This window comes from Tersicoccus solisilvae (genome assembly GCF_014643255.1).
Classification (GTDB): domain Bacteria; phylum Actinomycetota; class Actinomycetes; order Actinomycetales; family Micrococcaceae; genus Tersicoccus; species Tersicoccus solisilvae.
Window position 1 is genome coordinate 1 of sequence record NZ_BMJI01000016.1, and the last position, 19,418, is coordinate 19,418.

Here is a 19,418-nt window from a genome sequence, read left to right on the forward strand (position 1 = left end):
GTCGCCACCGCCGCCGGCGCCCGCGCGACGCTCTTCCGGTTCGCCGGCGACCGGGACGGCATCCGCGCCGCCGCTCGCGACGCCGCGCTGGCGGCCCTGCTCGACGCCGTCGAGACCGGCTGACGCCCTGATCGACCACGGGCCGGCGCCGGCCGCCCGTCGCGCGGGACCGGTGCGGCAGCCGCGCTCAGTCGGCCCCCAGCTGCGCGTCAGTCCACCCTCAGCCCCGGCACCTAGGCTGGACAGCACCTGGAGACACCCGGTGCGTGGCGCGTCGGCTCCGTCGATCCCCGCGGGGGGCGGAACAAAACATGACGTCAGACGGTTGTCACCAGTGAACCGACGCCGACGGCGCCGGTAGCATGGGACCACCGTGAGGCCGCAGCAGCGCGGGGTCCACCCCGAACAGGAGTTGACGACACAGATGGTGAAGGAACCCGTTACCGTGAACGGCGTCGTCCGTTGGCGCGAAGTGGGTCTGGCCGAAGCGACGAAACACGACCAGAAGGAGCGCACGATGGTTCTCTTGCGCCACGAGATCGGTGATGTGCTGCGTGATGTCCGTCAACGCCAGGGCAGGACGCTCCGGGAGGTCAGCCACGACGCCCGCGTGTCCCTCGGATACCTCAGCGAGGTGGAGCGGGGCCAGAAGGAAGCCTCCTCGGAACTGCTCTCGTCCATCTGCTCCGCCCTCGACGTGCCGCTCTCCCTGCTGCTGCGCGAGGTGAGCGACCGGTTGGCCCTCGCCGACGGCGTGACCATCCCGGACACGGTGCCGAGCGACCTGTCCCGCGAGTTCGTCGCGGAGATCCCGGACGAGGTGCCCGAGCAGTTCACCCGCCCGATGTACTCCGGGCGCGTCTGAGGACGCCATTCTCGGTGGCGGCGTGAGCCGGCCCCGATCCACCCCGATGGGGCTCGCCGGCCGGTCCGGCGGGCCCCATCGTCACGCCGGGCGTGTGCCCGTCCCGACAGGAGGCTTCGTGCGCAGCAGTCAGTTCTGGCGCCTGATGGAGGACGAGTTCGGCGTCGCCTACGCCCGCGTGCTGGCGCGCGACCTGGTGCTCACGCGCCTGGGTGGCCGCAGCGTCGTGGACGCCCTCGACGGCGGCGCCGACCCGCGCGAGGTGTGGCTGGCCGTGTGCGACGCCCAGGACGTGCCCGAGTCGCGCCGGCTCGGCCGGGACATCCCGCCGCGGCGCTGAGCCCGGCGGCACCGGCCGCGGACGGCGGCAACCCCGCGGCAACACGCCGTGGCGGTCCTTCGAATATCTGTTCGGATCGCAGTAGGCTCGAGGCAGAACGTACGACGGCGTCGTGGTGCACCCGGTTCGGTCCCCGAACGGGTGGCGAGCCCGCGTTGTCCACAGGCGGAACGGCTCCCGGGCTTTTGTCGGTGCCGGCCCCTAGCGTTGAAGACATCGGATCCGCCCCGGGTCCGCATCCGTCCGTCCGGCCACCGCGGCCACGACCGAAGAGGTGGAACATGCCGGCACCAGCCGACCGCCAGAAAGCACTCGAGACCGCCCTCGCCCAGATCGACAAGCAGTTCGGCAAGGGCTCGGTGATGCGCCTGGGCGACGAGACCCGCGCCCCCATCGAGACCATCTCGACCAGCTCCATCGCGATGGACGTGGCGCTGGGCATCGGCGGGCTGCCCCGCGGGCGCGTCGTGGAGATCTACGGGCCGGAGTCCTCCGGCAAGACGACGGTCGCCCTGCACGCCGTCGCCAATGCCCAGCGCAACGGCGGCATCGCGGCCTTCATCGACGCCGAGCACGCCCTCGACCCGGACTACGCCCAGAAGCTCGGCGTCGACACCGACGCGTTGCTCGTGTCCCAGCCGGACACCGGTGAGCAGGCGCTCGAGATCATGGACATGCTCGTCGGGTCCGGGTCGCTGGACATCATCGTCATCGACTCCGTCGCCGCACTCGTGCCCCGCGCCGAGATCGAGGGCGAGATGGGCGACAGCCACGTCGGCCTGCAGGCACGGCTGATGAGCCAGGCGCTGCGGAAGATCACCGGCCGCCTGAACCAGACCAAGACCACGGCCATCTTCATCAACCAGCTCCGCGAGAAGATCGGCGTCTTCTTCGGCAGCCCGGAGACCACCACCGGTGGCAAGGCGCTGAAGTTCTACGCGTCCGTCCGGATCGACGTGCGTCGCATCGAGACGCTGAAGGACGGGGCCAACCCGGTCGGCAACCGGACGCGCGCCAAGATCGTCAAGAACAAGATGGCCCCGCCGTTCAAGCAGGCCGAGTTCGACATCCTCTACGGCCACGGCATCTCCCGCGAGGGTGGCCTGATCGACATGGGCGTCGAACACGCGCTGGTGAAGAAGTCCGGCGCCTGGTTCACGTACGACGGGGACCAGCTCGGGCAGGGCAAGGAGAACGCCCGGCAGTTCCTCAAGGACAACCCCGAGCTGGCCGACGAGCTGGAGCGGCGGATCCGGGAGAAGCTCGGCATCGGGGTCCGGCCCGCCGAGGACGAGCAGGACGGCCCGCAGCTGAAGGCGGTCGGAGACGACGACGGCTTCTGATCGACGCGGCGCGGGCCGCCGTCGGCAGGGCAGCGGCACGTCCGGCACGGGCACGGCTGGTCGCCCGGCCGGACGAACGGGCGCGGACCGGAGTTCCCGGTCGGACGCCCCCGACCCCGAGGCCGACCCGCAGGAGGTGGCCCGCAGCATCGTGCTGCGGCAGCTGACCGGGTCGGCCAAGAGCCGGGCGCAACTGGAAAAGAAGCTCGCCGACCGCGACGTGCCGGCGGAGGCCGCGGCCGCCGTCCTGGACCGCTACGAGGACCTGGGCCTGGTCGACGACGCCGAGTTCGCCCGGACGTGGGTGCGCAGCCGGGTCGAGTACCGCCATTTGGGCCGGTCCGCGCTGCGGCGTGAGCTCTCCCTCAAGGGCGTGGACCGCGACACGGTCGAGGACGCCCTCGCGGACGTCACCGACGACCAGGAGTACGCGGGCGCGCTCGCGCTCCTGCGGCGCAAGGTCACCGCCGCGGACCGGCGGGACCTGGCCGCCCCGGACGGCGACCGGCAGCGCCTCGTGCGCCGGCTCGTCGGCATGCTCGCCCGCAAGGGTTACCCCCCGGGCACGGCGTTCCGCGCCGTCACCGAGGTGCTCGGCGACGACGGGGACGGGGCGGACCCGGACGCCGCGGAACTGGGCGTCTGAGCCCGCGCCCGGGTGCCCGGTACGCTGGTGCGGTGAGTTCGACCGTGTCCACCGCCCTGCCCGTCAGCCTCGACGCCGAGGCACCGCGCACCTACCAGGTCCGCACGTTCGGGTGCCAGATGAACGTCCACGACTCCGAACGGATCAGCGGCCTGCTGGACGCCGCCGGGTACGTGCCCGTCCCGGAGAGCGCGGGCGAGGGCGAGGCGGATGTCGTCGTCTTCAACACCTGCGCGGTGCGGGAGAACGCGGACAACAAGCTCTACGGTCATCTCGGCCAGCTCGTCGGCGCGAAGCGAGCGAACCCGCGGATGCAGGTCGCCGTCGGCGGCTGCCTCGCGCAGAAGGATCGGGACACCATCCTCGCGAAATCCCCCGTGGTTGACGTCGTGTTCGGCACCCACAACATCGGCTCCCTGCCGACGCTGCTGGACCGAGCACGGCACAACCGGCAGGCCGAGCTGGAGATCCTCGAGTCGCTCGACGTGTTCCCGTCGACCCTGCCGACCCGGCGCGAGTCGGTGCACTCCGGCTGGGTGTCCATCTCGGTCGGGTGCAACAACACCTGCACCTTCTGCATCGTGCCGTCCCTGCGCGGCAAGGAGCGCGACCGCCGGCCCGGCGACATCCTCGCCGAGGTGCGTGCCCTCGTCGTCGACGGCGCCGTCGAGGTCACCCTGCTCGGCCAGAACGTCAATTCCTACGGCGTCGAGTTCGGCGAACGCGGCGCCTTCGCCGACCTGCTCCGGGCCTGCGGCACCGTCGACGGGCTCGAGCGGATCCGCTTCACCAGTCCCCACCCGGCGGCCTTCACCGACGACGTGATCGACGCCATGGCCGAGACGGCCACCGTGATGCCGCAACTGCACATGCCGCTGCAGTCCGGCAGCGACACCGTGCTCAGGGCCATGCGCCGCTCCTACCGCTCCACCCGGTTCCTCGGCATCCTCGACAAGGTCCGCGACCGGCTTCCGCACGCGGCCATCACCACGGACATCATCGTCGGCTTCCCGGGCGAGACCGAGGAGGACTTCCAGGCCACGCTCGACGTCGTCGAGGCCTCCCGGTTCGCTTCCGCGTTCACGTTCCAGTACTCGATCCGGCCCGGGACACCCGCGGCGACGATGCCGCACCAGGTGCCCAAGGCCGTCGTGCAGGAACGGTACGAGCGGCTGACCGCCCTGCAGGAGCGCATCAGCGGCGAGGAGAACCGGGCCCTGGTCGGCAGCACCGCCGAGGTGATGATCACCGCGGCGACCGGGGCGAAGGCCGACGCCACCGGCCGCGTCTCCGGTCGCGCCCGCGACAACCGGCTCGTGCACGTCGCCGTGCCCGCCGGCGCCCGGGGCCCGCGGCCGGGCGACATGGTCACGGTCCCGATCACCGCGGCGGCGCCCTACCACCTGATCGCCGATCCCGCGGCGGGCCGGTACGACCTGCGCCGTACCCGCGCCGGCGACGCGTGGGACCGCGCCCAGGCGGAGTCCTGCGGGGTGCCGGCCGGGACCCCCGGGGCGGGCAGCGCGGCCCGCTCCGGCGCCGTCGCGCTCGGCATGCCCGGGCTGCCCGTGCGGGTCTGAGCGGGTCGGTGACCCGGACGGATCGACCCGTGCCCCCCGCCGAGCCGGTGATCGCCGTCGTCGGGCCCACCGGGACCGGCAAGTCCGACCTCGCCGTCGACCTCGCGCTGGCCCTCGGCGGGGAGGTCGTCAACGCGGACGCCCTGCAGGTCTACCGCGGCATGGACATCGGCACCGCGAAACTGCCGGTCGCCGAGCGGCGCGACGTGCCGCACCACCTGCTCGACGTCCTCGACGTGACCGAGGAGGCGTCCGTGGCGACGTATCAGCGCCAGGCCAGGGACGCCATCGACGCGGTCATCGGCCGCGGCCGCCGGCCCGTCCTCGTCGGCGGCTCCGGGCTGTACGTGCGGGCGGCCCTGGATCACCTGGACCTGCCCGGCACCGACCCGGTGGTCCGGGCCCGGCTCGAGGCGGAGGCGGAGACAGCAGGCCTCGGGCCCCTGCGCGCCCGGCTCACCGCCGTCGACCCGGTCGCCGCGGGACGCGTGCACGACGCGCGCCGCCTGATCCGGGCGCTGGAGGTGCACGAGCTCACCGGCCGGCCCTTCAGCTCCTTCATGCCCGACCGGCGGTACGTGCGCCCCACCGTCCAGCTGGGCCTGCGGTTGCCCACCCCGGCGCTGCGGGACCGGCTCGCCGCGCGGGTGCACGCCATGGTCGAGGCGGGCCTGGCCGCCGAGGTCGCCCGGCTCGACGCCGCCGGGCTGCGCCGCGGTCGGACCGCCTCCCGCGCCATCGGCTATGCCCAGTTCCTGGCCGTCGCCGACGGGGCCATGAGCGAGGCGGACGCGATCGCCGACACCGTCACCGCCACCCAGCGGTTCGCCAAGCGCCAGCGCACCTGGTTCGGTGCCGATCCGCGGATCCACTGGCTCGACGTCGACCGCCTCGCCGGCCCCGCGCTCCTCGACGCCGCGCTCGCCCACCTCGCCTGAGCCCACCCGTCCCCACCCCACCCCCGCCAGCCCACCCCCGCCAGCCCACCCCCGCCAGCTCGTCAATAGATGCTCCATCCGGCCACGATCCGGGCTCCGGTGAACATCTATTGACGAGCTGGCGGAAGACGGTGGGCGTTAGGCTGGATCCATGCCCTCCGCCACCCCGGCTTCCGCCCTGCCCGCCGACTCCGGCGCGACGGGAGCCGCCCCGTCCCAGAACGGCGTGCACGACGACGCGTTGGCCCGCGCCGCCGAGCGCTGGACCGGCGTCACGCTGTCCAAGGGGCACGGCACGGGCAACGACTTCGTCCTGTTGGCCGACTCCGACGACGAGCGACCGGTCGACGCGGCGACCGCGGCCGCGCTGTGCGACCGGCACCGGGGAATCGGGGCGGACGGTTTCATCCGCGCGGTTCCCTCGGCGGCCCTGCCCGAGGGCCGTGCGCTGCTGGCGGTCGAGCCCCGCGTCCGGTGGTTCATGGACTACCGCAACGCCGATGGGTCGCTGTCGGAGATGTGCGGCAACGGCGTGCGCGTCTTCGCGGCCTTCCTCGTCCGCGAGGGCCTGGCCACGGTGGCCCCCGGCGAGGTGCTGCCGGTCGGCACCCGCGGCGGCGTCAAGTACGTGCGGGTCGTGGACGGCGGGTTCTCCGTCGACATGGGCCCGTGGACCCTCATCGACGCGGACACGGCGGTCACCCGCGGCACGGACGCCCTGGTCCGCACCGACGGCGTCGACGTGGACCGGCCCGCCGTCTCGATCAGCATGGGCAATCCCCACACCGTGGTCGCCCTGGCCTCCGTCGCCGAGCTCGAGGAGCTGGCCCTGGTCCGCGCGCCGACCGTGACCCCGTTGCCGCCCGAGGGCACCAACGTCGAGTTCGTCGTCCCGGCCGACCCGCTGGTCGGGCCCGACGGCGTCGCCTCCGTCACCATGCGCGTGCACGAGCGCGGCGTGGGGGAGACCCAGTCCTGCGGCACCGGTGCCTGCGCCGCGGCCGCCGCCGTCCGCTTCTGGGCCGGCGCCGGAGCGCCCGACCGCTACACCGTGACCGTGCCCGGCGGCGTCGTCGGCGTGGCCTTCGTGGCCGGCCCGGACGGTGCCGAGCACGTCGAGCTGAGCGGTCCCGCGGCACTCGTCGGCAACGTCACCCTGCTCCCGGCGCCGCCGGCGTCCTGACCACCGGCCCGACGGCGGAAGGACCGGGTACCGGTCAGGTCCGTACGACCCGCAGGATCCGGAAGCCCTTGTCGGTGGTGGCCCGGTCGACGGTGAAACCCTCCCCGAGGGTGCCGGCCAGCCACCGCTGCAGCGAGTCCGCCCCGAGGTTCTTCTGCACCACGAGCAGCGCGGTGCCACCGGGATTCAGCCGCGGCAGCCACGTGGTCAGCAGACCGTGCAGCACCTCCTTGCCGACCCGGATCGGGGGATTGGACCAGATCAGGTCGAACCCCTGGGCCGGGTCGACGTCGCCCGGCTCGGCCGCCCGGAGCCCGGCCAGCCCCAGCGCGGCGGCGTTGCGCCGCACCAGCTCGAGGGCCCGCTGGTTCACGTCGACGGCGACCACCTCGGCCTCGGGCGAGCGCAGCGCGAGCGTCAGCGCGACCGGACCCCAGCCGCAGCCCAGATCGAGGAACCGCCCCGTGGCCGGTGGCTCGGGCGCGTTCCGGAGCAGGACGGCGGTGCCCTTGTCGACGGCGTCGGGGCTGAAAACCCCGCCGGCGGTGCTGACCGTGACGGTGCGATCGGCCAGCGTGACCGTCAGCGGCCGCACCGTCAGCGGGCCGGAGGGCTGCGCGGAGAAGTAGTGCTCGGACATCCGTCCCAGCCTAGCCACCCCCGCCCGACCGACGGGACCCGCGCACCGGCGTCGGGACCAGCCGCCCGCGCCGGCCGTCGGGGAAGAGACGACGCGCCGACGATGTTGACCATGGTGGACGATCCAGCCGCTCCGACGGGGGCGGCGACTACCATGGAGACACCCCGACGCACCCGGGAAGCGCACGACGCGCGGACCGCGACGTGCGCGGACCCCGCAGCACCAAGGAGACCATGACCCACCCACGACAGCCCCGTCCCTCCTCCCCGGCCCGCGAACTCGGCCCGGAGGACATGCAGGGCGTCATCGACCGCATCCTCGCCCGGGAGGACGCCGTCACCGACGCCGGTGACCGCGTCCGGACCACGCGGGCCGCCGAGGACGGCACGCCGCGCACCGGCGTGGACGTCGCCGCTCGCATCCTCGATCGGCGCGCGCTGGCCCTGGCCGAGGGCGAGGAGAGCCGCACCGACTACGACGGCGACCAGGACGACCGCGCGGACCGGCGGGCCCTGCGCCGCGTCGCCGGCCTCTCCACCGAACTCGAGGACGTCACCGAGGTCGAGTACCGGCAGCTGCGCCTGGAGCGGGTCGTGCTGGCCGGTCTGTGGACAGACGGCACCGCCGCCGACGCCGAGAACTCGCTGCGCGAACTCGCCGCCCTGGCCGAGACCGCCGGCTCCGAGGTGCTCGACGGCATCGTCCAGCGCCGCCTCACCCCGGACCCCGGCACGTTCCTCGGCTCCGGCAAGGCCGAGGAACTGCGGAGCATCGTCGCGGCGACCGGCGCCGACACCGTCGTCGTCGACTCCGAGCTCTCCCCGTCGCAGCGCCGCGGACTGGAGGACATCGTCAAGGTCAAGGTCATCGACCGCACCGCGCTGATCCTCGACATCTTCGCCCAGCACGCCAAGTCCCGGGAGGGCAAGGCGCAGGTCGAACTCGCCCAGCTCGAGTACCTGCTGCCGCGCCTGCGCGGCTGGGGCGAGTCGATGTCCCGTCAGGCCGGTGGCCGCGTCGGCGTCGCCGGCGGCGGCATCGGCTCCCGTGGACCCGGTGAGACGAAGATCGAGCTGGACCGTCGCCGCATCCGCACCCGGATGGCCAAGCTGCGCCGGCAGATCGCCGCGATGGAGCCCGCCCGCGTCACCAAGCGCGGCAACCGGCGCCGGAACGAGGTGCCGTCCGTCGCCATCGCCGGCTACACCAACGCCGGCAAGTCCTCGCTGCTCAACCGGCTCACCGACGCCGGGGTGCTGGTGGAGAACGCCCTGTTCGCCACCCTGGATCCGACGGTGCGGAAGGCACAGACCGACGACGGCATCGGGTACACGCTGGCCGACACCGTCGGGTTCGTCCGCTCGCTGCCCACCCAGCTCGTCGAGGCGTTCCGGTCCACGCTCGAGGAGGTCGCCGACGCGGATCTCATCCTGCACGTCGTGGACGCCTCGCACCCGGACCCGGAGGGGCAGATCGCGGCGGTCCGCCAGGTGCTCGCCGACGTGGACGCCCGGGACGTCCCGGAGATCATCGTCCTGAACAAGGCGGACGCCGCCGACCCCCTGGCCCTCGAGCGGCTGCGCCGTCGCGAGCCGTCCAGCATCGTCGTCTCCGCCCGGACCGGGAAGGGCGTCGACGAGCTCAAGGAGCGGATCAGCGCGGCCATCCCGCGGCCCGATCAGGCGCTGGACCTGCTCGTCCCCTACGACCGGGGCGACGTCCTCTCCCGGCTGCACGGGCCCGACGCGCAGATCGTCACGCTGCACCACGATCCCGAGGGCACGCGCCTGACGGTCCGGGTCCGGGCGGGGCTGCGGCCCCTGCTCGACCCCTTCGTCGTGACCTCATGAGCGCCGGTCCCGCCCCGCGCAACGGGAGGGGCGCGGCCGGCACGCAGCGGGCGGGCACCGGCGCGGACACCGGACTCGCCGCGACCCCGGCAGCCCCGGCGACGGCGCTGCTCGACGCGGCCGTCGCCGGTCTCGGCGGCGAACACCGCGACGGTCAGCGCGCCATGCTCGACCACGTCGAGGCCGCCATCGCCGACGGGCGGCACCTGCTCGTGCAGGCGGGCACCGGCACCGGCAAGTCCCTGGCCTACCTCGTGCCGCTGATCCGGCACGCCCTGGCGGCCGAACGGCCCGTGCTCGTGGCCACCGCGACGCTCGCCCTGCAGGCCCAGATCGTGGGCCGGGACCTGCCCCGCCTGCTCGAGGCGCTCGCCCCCGAGCTGGACCGCACGATCGACGTCGCCCTCGTCAAGGGGCGCGGCAACTACGTGTGCCGGCACAAGCTCGACGGCGGGTTCCCCGTCGAGGAGGACCCGGCAGACACGTTGTTCAGCCTCGCCGCGGACACCGCGGCGCCGCACCCCGGCGGGCCGGTCCGGGACCAGCAGCGGGCCGACGGGCCGGTCAGCGCCCTGGGCCGGGAGGTCACCCGGCTGCGGGAATGGGCGGCCGAGACGGAGACCGGTGACCGCGACGAGCTGCGGCCCGGCGTCTCCGAGCGTGCCTGGCGACAGGTCTCGGTCAGCGCCATGGAGTGCATCGGCGCCCAGAAGTGCCCGGTGGCGGCCGAGTGCTCCAGCGAACGGGCTCGTCAGCGCGTCGCCGAGGCGGACCTCGTCGTCACCAATCACGCCATGCTCGCCATCGACGCGTTCGAGGGCCTGGCCGTCCTGCCCGACTACGAGATCGCGGTCATCGACGAGGCGCACGAGCTGGCCGACCGCGTCACCGGCGCCGTCACCGGCCAGCTCGCCTCCGCCATGGTGCGCACCGCCGCGACCGCAGCCCGTCGGCACACCGCGATCGACACCACCGCGCTGCACGAGGCCGCCGACGGCCTCGACGCCGCGCTGGCCGGCGCGCCGACCGGGCTGCTGGCGCGCGGGCTGGACGAGGACGCCGCCACCGCCGTCAACCGCGTGCTCGCTGCCACGCGGGCCGCGCTCTCGGACTCGAAACCCGGCCAGGGCGCGGCGGCCGACGGGGGTCGGCAGCTGGCGCGTTCCCGGCTGACGCAGGTGCACGACGTCGCCGAGCGGTTGCTCGCCGCGGCACCGGCCACCGACGCCGTCTGGGTGTCGCGCCCCGGCCACTGGTCGCCGCAGAGCGGCTACGCCGAGGCGGACCCGACCGATCCGGCCACCCTGACCATCGCCCCGCTGTCCGTGGCCGGCCGGCTCCGGGAGGGGCTCTTCGCGGATCGCACGGTGGTGCTCACCTCGGCCACGCTGGCCATCGGATCCGCGTTCGAACCGGTCGCCGGGGCGCTCGGGCTCCAGGGGGCGGGTGCGCCGTCCTGGACCGGCGTGGACGTCGGCTCCCCGTTCGACTACCCCCGGCAGGGCGTGCTGTACGTGGCGAAGCATCTGCCGCGGCCCGGCCCGGGCATCTCCGCGGCCGCCCTCGACGAACTGGAGGCCCTGATCCGGGCCTCGGGCGGTGGGGCGCTCGGCCTCTTCTCCGCGCGGCGGGCTGCCGAGCAGGCGGCCGACGCACTGCGGGAGAGGCTCGACGTACCCATCCTCTGCCAGGGTGAAGGCGGCACCGCCGCGCTGATCGAGCAGTTCGCCGCCGACCCCGACACGTGCCTGTTCGGCACCATGTCGCTGTGGCAGGGCGTCGACGTGCCCGGGCCGGCGTGCCGGCTCGTCGTGATCGACAAGATCCCGTTCCCGCGCCCCGACGACCCGCTGTCGACGGCCCGCACGCGTGCGGTCGCCGGCGCCGGCGGTAACGGTTTCATGGCGGTCTCCGCCTCCCACGCGGCCGTGCGGCTCGCCCAGGGGGCGGGTCGGTTGATCCGCAGCCGCGGCGACCGGGGCGTCGTCGCCGTCCTGGACTCGCGGCTCGCGACCGCCGGCTACGGCGGGTTCCTGCGGGCCTCGTTGCCGCCGTTCTGGACGACCACGGACCGCGACGTCGCCCTCGCCGCGCTGGGCAGGCTCGCGGCCGCCACGAGTGGTGCGTCGGAGGTGGCCGCGGGCTAGAGGGCGCGGACCACGGAGACGACCTTGCCCATCACGGTCGCGTGGTCACCGAGGATCGGCTCGTACCGGGTGTTCTGCGGCAGCAGCCAGGTGTGTCCGTCGCGCTGCCGGAAGGTCTTGACGGTCGCCTCGTCGTCGAGGAGGGCGGCGACGATGTCGCCGTTCTCGGCCGCGTTCTGGCGGCGCACGACCACCCAGTCCCCGTCGCAGATCGCCGCGTCGATCATCGAGTCGCCCGAGACCTGCAGCATGAACAGTTCGCCGTGCCCCACCAACCGGCGCGGCAGCGGCATCACGTCCTCGACCTGCTGATCGGCCAGGATCGGCCCGCCCGCGGCGATCCGGCCGACCAGCGGCACCATCGCCGTGTCGGTCGCCGAGGGGACGAGCGGCGTGGGGACGACCGGGTCGTCGGTCTCGGCCGCCGGCCCCTCGGCCAGGGTGAGCGGGATCAGCACCTCCATGGCTCGCGGCCGCTTCGGGTCGCGCCGCAGGTAGCCGAGTCGCTCGAGCTGACCCAGCTGGTGGGTGACGCTGGAGAGGCTGGCCAGTCCCACCGTGTCGCCGATCTCCCGCATGGACGGCGGATAGCCCTTGGCCGTGACGGAGCGCTGGATGGTCTCGAGGATCGTCTGCTGCCGGGCGGTCAGGCCCCGGGTCCCTGCGCTTCGCTGCACGCGCTGTGTCCTCTCACGTTCCGATCTCGCGCCGCACGGTGACGGCGGGAGTCGGCTCTGGCAGTTCTGTCGGTGGCGGTTGGTGCACTGGAGACCGAACCGGCTCCTGCGCCTCACGGTAGGGGAGCCGGGGACCCTTTTCAAACACATGTTCTAGCGAGTCTCGACATCGTTCGATGATCAGTGCTAGAAAAGGACCAGAACGGATTCGAAGATGTGTTCGAACCCGCGTGTGGAGGGGCGACCGACCCCGCTCACCGGCGAACCGTCTCGGATCCCTGACCGAGGAGGCTGGCATGTCGACCCACGTCCTGCACGCACCGAGCTTCACCCTTCCCGTCCGCCGCACCCACCGGACGGCCGTCCGCAATCCCCGTCCTGCCTCGCGGCAGGCCGGCACGCCCGTGCGTCCGGCCTCCGTCCGCCCGGCGGCGTCCGCACCCCGTGCCGCACGTGTCGGCAGCCCGCGGCGCTCGCCGCTGCACCTGACCCGCCGAGGCCGGCTCGTGTTCGTGGGCCTGCCCGTCCTGTTGGCCACCGCGCTGCTGCTGACGGTGGTCGGCGTCTTCACCACCGCGCCGGCCGCCGCCGAGCAGGGGGTCCGCGCCGTGCCGTCCACCCCGGCCGTCCAGGTCACCGTCCGGCCGGGCGAGTCCCTGTGGGAGCTCGCCGCCGCGAACGCGCACGGCCGGGACACCCGCGACGTCGTCGCCCAGATCGTGGAACTGAACGGACTGCGCGGGGACGCCATCGAGTCCGGCCGCAAGCTGTACGTGCCGCTCGGCTCCTGAGCCGCTCGCGGGCCGCGAACGGGGTGCCGATTCGCGGCCCGGCGGGCCGGATTCCTAGAATGGAACGGTGAATCCGAACAGCGCCGAGGGACGACTGGAGCGCCTCGCGGCGCTGCCGCTACGGGAGAATCTGCGGGGCGCGTCACCGTACGGAGCGCCGCAGATCGACGTGCCGGTGCAGTTGAACGTCAACGAGAACACCCATCCCCTCCCGGCCGAGGTCCGTGCGGCGATCCTGGCCGGCGTCGAGGGCACCCTCGAGACCCTCAACCGGTACCCGGACCGGGAGTTCACCACCCTCCGGGCGGCCCTCGCCCGGTACCTCGGGCACGGGCTCGACGCGGATCACCTGTGGGCGGCCAACGGGTCCAACGAGGTGCTGCAGCAGATCCTGCAGGCGTTCGGCGGACCCGGGCGCACGCTGATGAGTTTTCCGCCGACCTACTCCATGTACCCGCTGTTGGCCGCCGGCACGGACACCCGGTACGTGGCCGGGACCCGGGGGCCGGACTTCACGCTGCGGCCGGACGACGCCGCGGCGCAGGTCCGCGAGCAGGCGCCGGACGTCGTCATCGTCTGCACGCCCAACAACCCGACGGGCACCGCCACGGGTCTGGACGTGATCGAGGCGGTCTACGCGGCGACCGAGGCGACGCGCTCGATCGTGGTCGTCGACGAGGCGTACGCCGAGTTCGCGCACACCGGCACCGCGAGCGCCCTCGAGCTGCTGCCGGGCCGCCCGCGGCTGGTCATCTCCCGCACCATGAGCAAGGCCTTCGGCATGGCCGGGACGCGGCTGGGCTACCTGGCCGCCGCCCCCGAGGTGACCGATGCCCTGCGCCTGGTCCGTCTGCCGTACCACCTCTCGGCCGTCACCCAGGCCGTCGCCCTCGCCGCCCTCGTTCACGCCGACGCCCTGCTGGCCACGGTCGAGGACATCAAGGCGCAGCGGGACCGGATCGTCACCGGACTGGACCGGCTGGGCCTGACGCCGACCCCGTCGGACGCCAACTTCGTCCTCTTCGGGCCGCTCGCCGACCCGACCGCGGTCTGGCACGGCCTGCTCGACGCCGGCGTGATCATCCGGGACATCGGCCTGCGCGGACGGTTGCGGGTCAGCGCCGGCACCGAGGCGGAGACCACGGCCTTCCTCGACCGGATGGTCGAGCTGGCCGCCGCCGGTGTCGCCATCCCGGCCCCCTGAGCACCGCCACCGGCCCTCCGCCCCGCCGCCCGCGGGCGCCCGCCGCCACCGGCCCCCCAGCGCCGTCCCGCGCCGCTCGATAGACTCGACCCGTCCCCTCCGACCCCGTCACCTCCTGCGTGACCACGAAGGACTGCCATGAGCACCCCATCCCGGACCGCCCGCCGCGAACGCACGACCAGCGAGTCGTCCGTGACGGTCGAGGTCAACCTCGACGGCACCGGTGAGGCCCGGATCGACACGTCCGTGCCGTTCTACGACCACATGCTGACGGCCCTGGCCAAGCACTCGCTGATCGACCTGACCGTGCAGGCGACCGGTGACACCCACATCGACGTCCACCACACCGTGGAGGACGTGGCGATCACCCTCGGGGAAGTGCTGCGCGAGGCGCTCGGCGACAAGGCCGGCATCCGCCGCTTCGGCGAGGCCACCGTCCCGCTGGACGAGGCCCTCGCCCACGCCGTCGTCGACATCTCCGGCCGCCCCTACCTCGTGCACACGGGCGAGCCCGCCGGCCAGGAGTACCACTTGATCGGGGGCCACTTCACCGGCTCCCTGACCCGGCACGTGTTCGAGGCCCTCGCCCTGCACGCCCACATCTGCCTGCACATGACGGTGCTCGGCGGCCGGGACCCCCACCACATCGTCGAGGCGCAGTTCAAGGCCCTCGCCCGTGCCCTGCGCGCGGCGGTCGAACCGGACCCGCGGGTGAGCGGCATCCCGTCCACCAAGGGCGCGCTGTGAGCGCCCGCCGGCGCGTCACCGTCCTGGACTACGGATCGGGGAACATCCGCTCGGCCGTGCGCGCGCTCGAACGCGTCGGCGCGGACGTCACGCTCAGCCGCGACCCGAAGGACGTGACCGAGGCCGCCGGGCTGGTCGTGCCCGGCGTCGGTGCCTTCGACGCGGTCATGACCGGGCTGCGCGCCGTCGACGGGCCCCGCCTGATCGGTCGCCGGATCGCCGGCAATCGCCCCGTGCTCGGCATCTGCGTCGGCATGCAGGTGATGTTCGATCGCGGCGTCGAGCACGGCGTTCCCACCGCCGGCCTCGGGGAGTGGCCGGGAACCGTCGAGCGGCTCGCGGCCGACGTCGTCCCGCACATGGGGTGGAACACCGTCGAACCCCCCGCCGACAGCACGCTGTTCGCGGGCCTGGCCGACGAGCGGTTCTACTTCGTCCACTCCTACGGCGTGCAGGACTGGTCCTTCGACGTCTCCATCCCGGCGATGGCGGCCCCGCGCGTGACCTGGAGCCGCCACGGCGCCCCGTTCATCGCCGCCGTCGAGAACGGGCCGCTGTCCGCCACCCAGTTCCACCCCGAGAAGTCCGCCGACGCCGGCGCGCAGCTGCTGCGCAACTGGCTCGGCACGCTCTAGCCCACGGCACCGGCCCCGGCGACACGACGAACGCACCCCACCACCGGCACCGCCGGAGAAGACGAGGATCCGCATGACCCCCACCCCCGAGGCCCCCGGCGCCGAGACCGCCACGGTCGACCGGCTGGTGCTGCTGCCCGCCGTCGACGTCGCCGACGGGCAGGCCGTGCGCCTGGTCCAGGGCGAGGCCGGCAGCGAGACCGCCTACGGGGACCCGGTCGACGCCGCCCGCCAGTGGCAGGACGCCGGCGCCGAGTGGGTGCACCTGGTAGACCTCGACGCCGCGTTCGGCCGCGGCTCGAACCGCGACCTGCTCGCCCGCGTGGTCGAGAACCTGGAGGTCAAGATCGAGCTGTCCGGCGGCATCCGCGACGACGCCTCCCTCGACCAGGCCCTTGAGCTCGGCGCCACCCGCGTCAACCTCGGCACCGCCGCCCTGGAGAACCCCGCCTGGACCGCGGCCGCGATCGAGAAGTACGGCGACGCGATCGCCGTCGGCCTCGACGTGCGCGGCACCACCCTGGCCGCCCGCGGCTGGACCCGCGAGGGCGGCGACCTGTGGGAGGTGCTGGCCCGGCTCGAGGACGCCGGCTGCGCCCGCTACGTCGTCACGGACGTGACCAAGGACGGCACCATGCGCGGCCCCAACCTCGACCTGCTCGGCGAGGTGCTCGAGCGGACCGGCAAGCCCGTCGTCGCCTCCGGCGGCATCTCCTCCCTGGAGGACCTGAGGGCACTGCGCACCCTCGTCCCGCAGGGCCTCGAGGGGGCCATCGTGGGCAAGGCGCTGTACGCGGGCGCGTTCACGCTGCCCGAGGCGCTGGACGTGGCCGGCCGCCCGTGAGCCGCGAGCTCCCCGGGCACATCCGGGCGCTGCTGGACGCCGCCGGCGGTCCGGCCGACTCCGCCGGGATCCCGTGGGCGGGCCGGGACCTGGCCGGTTCGGTGCCGGCGACGGCGGAGCATGCCGGCGACGACGGCCTGGCCGACACAGCCGTGACCGCGGCCCTGGACGCCCTGCGAGCCGGACGCGCGGGGGAGGACGCCGTCGTCGACGCCCTGCGGGACGCCCGGATCTTCGTCCCGCTGGTTGCCAGCGTCGCCGGCCACGCCCACGTCGGCTCGGATTCCGGCCCGGACGGCGCATCCACCGACGCGTCGGCCGACGGCGAGCACGCAGCGGTCTCCGACAAGGAGGCGGACCTGTCGCTGGTGACGGTCGCCGCGCCGGACGGCCGCACCGCCCTGCCCGTGTTCACCTCCGTGGACGCCCTGCGCGCCTGGCATCCGGACGCGCGGCCGATCCCGACCTGGGCGCCGCGCGCCGCGCTCGCCGCGGCGGCGGAGGATGCCCAGCTGATGGTCCTCGACCCCGGGGCGGACCTCAGCTTCGTGGTCCGCCGGCCCGCGCTGTGGTCGCTCGCCCAGCAGCGACCGTGGGCACCGTCCTACACCGATCCGGCCGTCGCCGCCGCCGCGCGCGGTGCTACGGTGAGCGAGGCCGCTGTCCGCCGGGTCGGCTGTGCAGCGGGCCGCGGTGTGGCCAGCGTCGCCCGCGACGGCACGGAGATCGCCGGGGGTGGCCCCGGCCCCGAACTGTGCATCGAACTGACCCTGCGCGCCGGCCTCGACCGGCGCGACCTGGACGCCACCGTGCGCCGGATCCAGGAGCGGCTGGCCGCCGACCCCGTGTTCGCCGACGGCGTCGATTCGATCGAGCTGCGGATCGTCGCCGCGCCCGCCTGACCCCGTGCCGCGTGCCGGGCCGAGATGACAGGACGAAGTCCGCGATGAGGACGACGACGTTCGCCCGCTACGGTGAGCTGCTGGCCCAGCCGCCGATCCGCCGCCTGGTGCTCGTGGGCATGCTCGCCCGCGTCCCGCACGCCGCCGCGGGTGTGCTGCTCACCCTGCACGTGGTCGACGCCCTCGCCCGTGGCTACACCGCCGCCGGCATCGTCGCCACCGCCATCACCGTCGGCCTGGCGGTCGGCGCCCCCTGGCGCGGGCACCGGGTGGACACGGTCGGGCTGCGCCGCGCGCTCCTGCCGTCCGTCGTGGCCGAGGCCGTGATCTGGTCGATCGCCCCGTTCCTGCCGTACGAGCTGCTGATCCCCGCCGCGGTGCTCGGCGGCCTGTTCGCCCTGCCCGTCTTCTCCGTCGTCCGCCAGTCCCTCGCCGTGCTCGTCGCCGAGGAGCAGCGGCGCACCGCCTACGCCGTCGACTCGATGGCCACGGAGCTCGTCTTCATCGTGGGCCCGGCCACCGGCGTCGTGCTGGCCACCACCCTGCACACCCAGATCGGGCTCGTCCTCGTCGGCGTCTGCTCCGCGCTGGCCGGGGTGCTGCTGATGTGGTTCAACCCGCCCACCCGGTCCAGCCAGCTCGGTGCACGCCACGACGCGGCGGAGAGCGAGCGGAACCGCCGGCAGGACGCCGAGGCGGTGCAGACGATCGCCCCGGCCGAGGTCGCCTCCGCCACCGACGCGATCACCTCGTCCCTGCCGCTGGTCACCTCGGCACAGCGCGTCGTCGGCCGGCGTGCGCGGCTGGGCTGGATGACGCCGGCGGTGGTTGCCGTCCTCGGTGCCGCCGCCGCCGTCGGGCTGCTGCTCTCGGGCAGCGACGTCAGCTTCGTGGCCGTGCTGCGGGAGACCGACCAGGTGGACTCCCTCGGCGTGGTCTTCGCCTTCTGGTGCCTCGCCTCGGTGGTGGGCGGCCTGATCTACGGCGTGCTGGACCGGCCGATCCCGCCGATGCTCCTGCTGGCCGGGATGAGCCTGTTGACCATCCCGATGGCGCTGGCCAGCGACCCGCTGACCCTCGGCCTGCTGGCGATCCCGCCGGGCCTGCTGTGCGCGCCGACGCTGACGGCCTGCAGCGAGCGGGTCGCCGACCTGGTGGGGGAGGCCCGGCGCGGCCAGGCGATGGGCTGGTACGGCTCGGCTCTGACGGCCGGTAGCGCGCTCGGCTCCCCGATGATCGGCATCGCGATCGACGTCTTCGGGCCCGGCGCCGGGTTCGTCGGCGCGGGCGGCGTGGCGCTGGTCCTCGCGCTGCTGGGGCTGGGGCTGGTGAGCGCCCGGGCCCGCACGCGGCGCCCCTCCTGATCGCCGGAGGGCAGTGACGTCACCCCGGTCAGGCGACCGGGGTCAGGTGACCGGTCTCAGTTGACCGGGCCGGTGAACTTCTCACCCGGTCCCTGACCGGGCTTGTCGGGGATGGCCGAGGCCTCGCGGAAGGCCAGCTGCAGCGACCGCAGGCCGTCCCGCAACGGCCCGGCGTGCTGGCTGCCGATCTCCGGCGCCGCTGCGGTGACGAAGCCGGCGAGGGCGGTGATCAGCTTCCGCGCCTCGTCCAGGTCCGTCAGCTCGGCCGCGTCGGGGCCGTCCGCGAGCCCGCACTTGACCGCGGCCGCGCTCATCAGGTGCACGGCCGCCGTCGTGATCACCTCGACGGCCGGCACCTCCGCGATGTCCCGCATCTGCTGCTGCACGTGGTCGGACTCGCCGGGGCCGGCGGCGTCATCCGCGCCGTCGGAGCCGGGGAAGACGTGCCGGTCGTCGTGATCGTGCGGGGCGGGCGTGGAGGAATTCGGGTCCGGAAAGGTCATGATGGTAAGCTTGACACAGACCACCGGCCCGTTTCGCGCGGGCCGATTGCAAGCGGAGGCTTCTCCCACCCGCGACGGCCCGTCTTCATGAGTGCGGCCGCCGGGTTCCGGTCGGGCACCACGTTCTGCGGATCGGCAGGGCACAGCAGCGGTGCGACGTCGTCGATCGACGTCCTCTCGCGTTGTCTCGTCGTCGCTTCGCAGTGGTCCCGGCGCAGT

General features: G+C 74.0%; 19 protein-coding genes. 16 read left to right on the top strand and 3 right to left on the bottom strand.

Features of this window, described 5'->3' with window-relative positions:
- Positions 1-424: 424 nt before the first annotated feature.
- From IEX22_RS11550 to dapF, 7 genes are all read left to right on the top strand, one after another.
- On the top strand, positions 425-865 hold the full coding sequence (locus tag IEX22_RS11550) for a helix-turn-helix domain-containing protein (protein WP_188668622.1): 441 nt from the start codon (positions 425-427) through the stop codon (positions 863-865).
- Positions 866-983: 118 nt separating this feature from the next.
- A complete protein-coding gene (locus tag IEX22_RS11555) occupies positions 984-1,205 on the top strand; it encodes a DUF3046 domain-containing protein (protein ID WP_188668567.1) in 222 nt (73 codons plus the stop codon).
- A 281-nt stretch (positions 1,206-1,486) separates the two neighbouring features.
- On the top strand, positions 1,487-2,548 hold the full coding sequence (gene recA, locus IEX22_RS11560) for a recombinase RecA (RefSeq protein WP_188668568.1): 1,062 nt from the start codon (positions 1,487-1,489) through the stop codon (positions 2,546-2,548).
- A gap of 136 nt (positions 2,549-2,684) precedes the next feature.
- Positions 2,685-3,194 (top strand): regulatory protein RecX, encoded by a 510-nt coding sequence (locus IEX22_RS11565; protein WP_188668569.1) that lies wholly within the window; start codon positions 2,685-2,687, stop codon positions 3,192-3,194.
- A gap of 32 nt (positions 3,195-3,226) precedes the next feature.
- The gene (miaB, locus tag IEX22_RS11570; protein ID WP_188668570.1) at positions 3,227-4,774 is read left to right on the top strand and encodes a tRNA (N6-isopentenyl adenosine(37)-C2)-methylthiotransferase MiaB; all 1,548 of its coding nucleotides are present in this window, start codon (positions 3,227-3,229) and stop codon (positions 4,772-4,774) included.
- Positions 4,775-4,803: 29 nt separating this feature from the next.
- Positions 4,804-5,712 carry a tRNA (adenosine(37)-N6)-dimethylallyltransferase MiaA gene (miaA, locus tag IEX22_RS11575; protein WP_229659980.1) on the top strand — a complete coding sequence of 303 codons (909 nt, stop codon included), beginning with the start codon at positions 4,804-4,806 and terminating at the stop codon, positions 5,710-5,712.
- A gap of 151 nt (positions 5,713-5,863) precedes the next feature.
- On the top strand, positions 5,864-6,895 hold the full coding sequence (gene dapF / locus IEX22_RS11580) for a diaminopimelate epimerase (RefSeq protein WP_188668572.1): 1,032 nt from the start codon (positions 5,864-5,866) through the stop codon (positions 6,893-6,895).
- Positions 6,896-6,929: 34 nt separating this feature from the next.
- Here the strand turns inward: dapF and IEX22_RS11585 are convergent, their stop codons facing one another.
- Positions 6,930-7,535: a class I SAM-dependent methyltransferase gene (locus IEX22_RS11585; protein WP_188668573.1), complete on the bottom strand. Its 606-nt coding sequence runs from the start codon at positions 7,533-7,535 to the stop codon at positions 6,930-6,932.
- A gap of 233 nt (positions 7,536-7,768) precedes the next feature.
- On the opposite strand from IEX22_RS11585, the gene hflX reads away from it, so the two are divergent.
- Both hflX and IEX22_RS11595 read left to right on the top strand, forming a co-directional pair.
- A complete protein-coding gene (gene hflX / locus IEX22_RS11590; protein WP_188668574.1) occupies positions 7,769-9,385 on the top strand; it encodes a GTPase HflX in 1,617 nt (538 codons plus the stop codon).
- Positions 9,382-11,532: an ATP-dependent DNA helicase gene (locus IEX22_RS11595; RefSeq protein ID WP_188668575.1), complete on the top strand. Its 2,151-nt coding sequence runs from the start codon at positions 9,382-9,384 to the stop codon at positions 11,530-11,532. The genes hflX and IEX22_RS11595 overlap by 4 nt, the downstream gene beginning before the upstream one ends.
- Here the strand turns inward: IEX22_RS11595 and lexA are convergent.
- Positions 11,529-12,209, bottom strand: a complete 681-nt coding sequence (lexA, locus tag IEX22_RS11600; protein WP_229659981.1) for a transcriptional repressor LexA — start codon at positions 12,207-12,209, stop codon at positions 11,529-11,531. The two genes, IEX22_RS11595 and lexA, sit on opposite strands and share 4 nt — an antisense overlap.
- A gap of 296 nt (positions 12,210-12,505) precedes the next feature.
- Here lexA and IEX22_RS11605 point away from each other — a divergent pair, with 296 nt between their 5' ends.
- From IEX22_RS11605 to IEX22_RS11635, 7 genes are all read left to right on the top strand, one after another.
- Complete coding sequence (locus tag IEX22_RS11605; RefSeq protein ID WP_188668577.1) at positions 12,506-13,000, top strand: LysM peptidoglycan-binding domain-containing protein; 495 nt, start codon at positions 12,506-12,508, stop codon at positions 12,998-13,000.
- Positions 13,001-13,067: 67 nt separating this feature from the next.
- Entirely contained in the window at positions 13,068-14,204 is a 1,137-nt protein-coding gene (locus IEX22_RS11610) for a histidinol-phosphate transaminase (RefSeq protein ID WP_188668578.1), read from the top strand.
- Positions 14,205-14,342: 138 nt separating this feature from the next.
- A complete protein-coding gene (hisB, locus tag IEX22_RS11615) occupies positions 14,343-14,951 on the top strand; it encodes an imidazoleglycerol-phosphate dehydratase HisB (RefSeq protein WP_188668579.1) in 609 nt (202 codons plus the stop codon).
- Positions 14,948-15,586: an imidazole glycerol phosphate synthase subunit HisH gene (gene hisH, locus IEX22_RS11620; RefSeq protein WP_188668580.1), complete on the top strand. Its 639-nt coding sequence runs from the start codon at positions 14,948-14,950 to the stop codon at positions 15,584-15,586. Before hisB ends, hisH begins: the two co-directional genes overlap by 4 nt.
- Before the next feature lie 73 nt (positions 15,587-15,659).
- A complete protein-coding gene (priA, locus tag IEX22_RS11625) occupies positions 15,660-16,430 on the top strand; it encodes a bifunctional 1-(5-phosphoribosyl)-5-((5-phosphoribosylamino)methylideneamino)imidazole-4-carboxamide isomerase/phosphoribosylanthranilate isomerase PriA (protein WP_188668581.1) in 771 nt (256 codons plus the stop codon).
- Positions 16,427-17,332, top strand: coding sequence for an SseB family protein (locus IEX22_RS11630; protein ID WP_188668582.1), 906 nt, complete (start codon positions 16,427-16,429; stop codon positions 17,330-17,332). The genes priA and IEX22_RS11630 overlap by 4 nt, the downstream gene beginning before the upstream one ends.
- Positions 17,333-17,376: 44 nt before the next feature.
- A complete protein-coding gene (locus IEX22_RS11635) occupies positions 17,377-18,696 on the top strand; it encodes an MFS transporter (RefSeq protein WP_188668583.1) in 1,320 nt (439 codons plus the stop codon).
- Between the two features lie 56 nt (positions 18,697-18,752).
- Here the strand turns inward: IEX22_RS11635 and IEX22_RS11640 are convergent, their stop codons facing one another.
- Positions 18,753-19,199 (bottom strand): DUF1844 domain-containing protein, encoded by a 447-nt coding sequence (locus tag IEX22_RS11640; RefSeq protein ID WP_188668584.1) that lies wholly within the window; start codon positions 19,197-19,199, stop codon positions 18,753-18,755.
- Between the last annotated feature and the right edge of the window lie 219 nt (positions 19,200-19,418).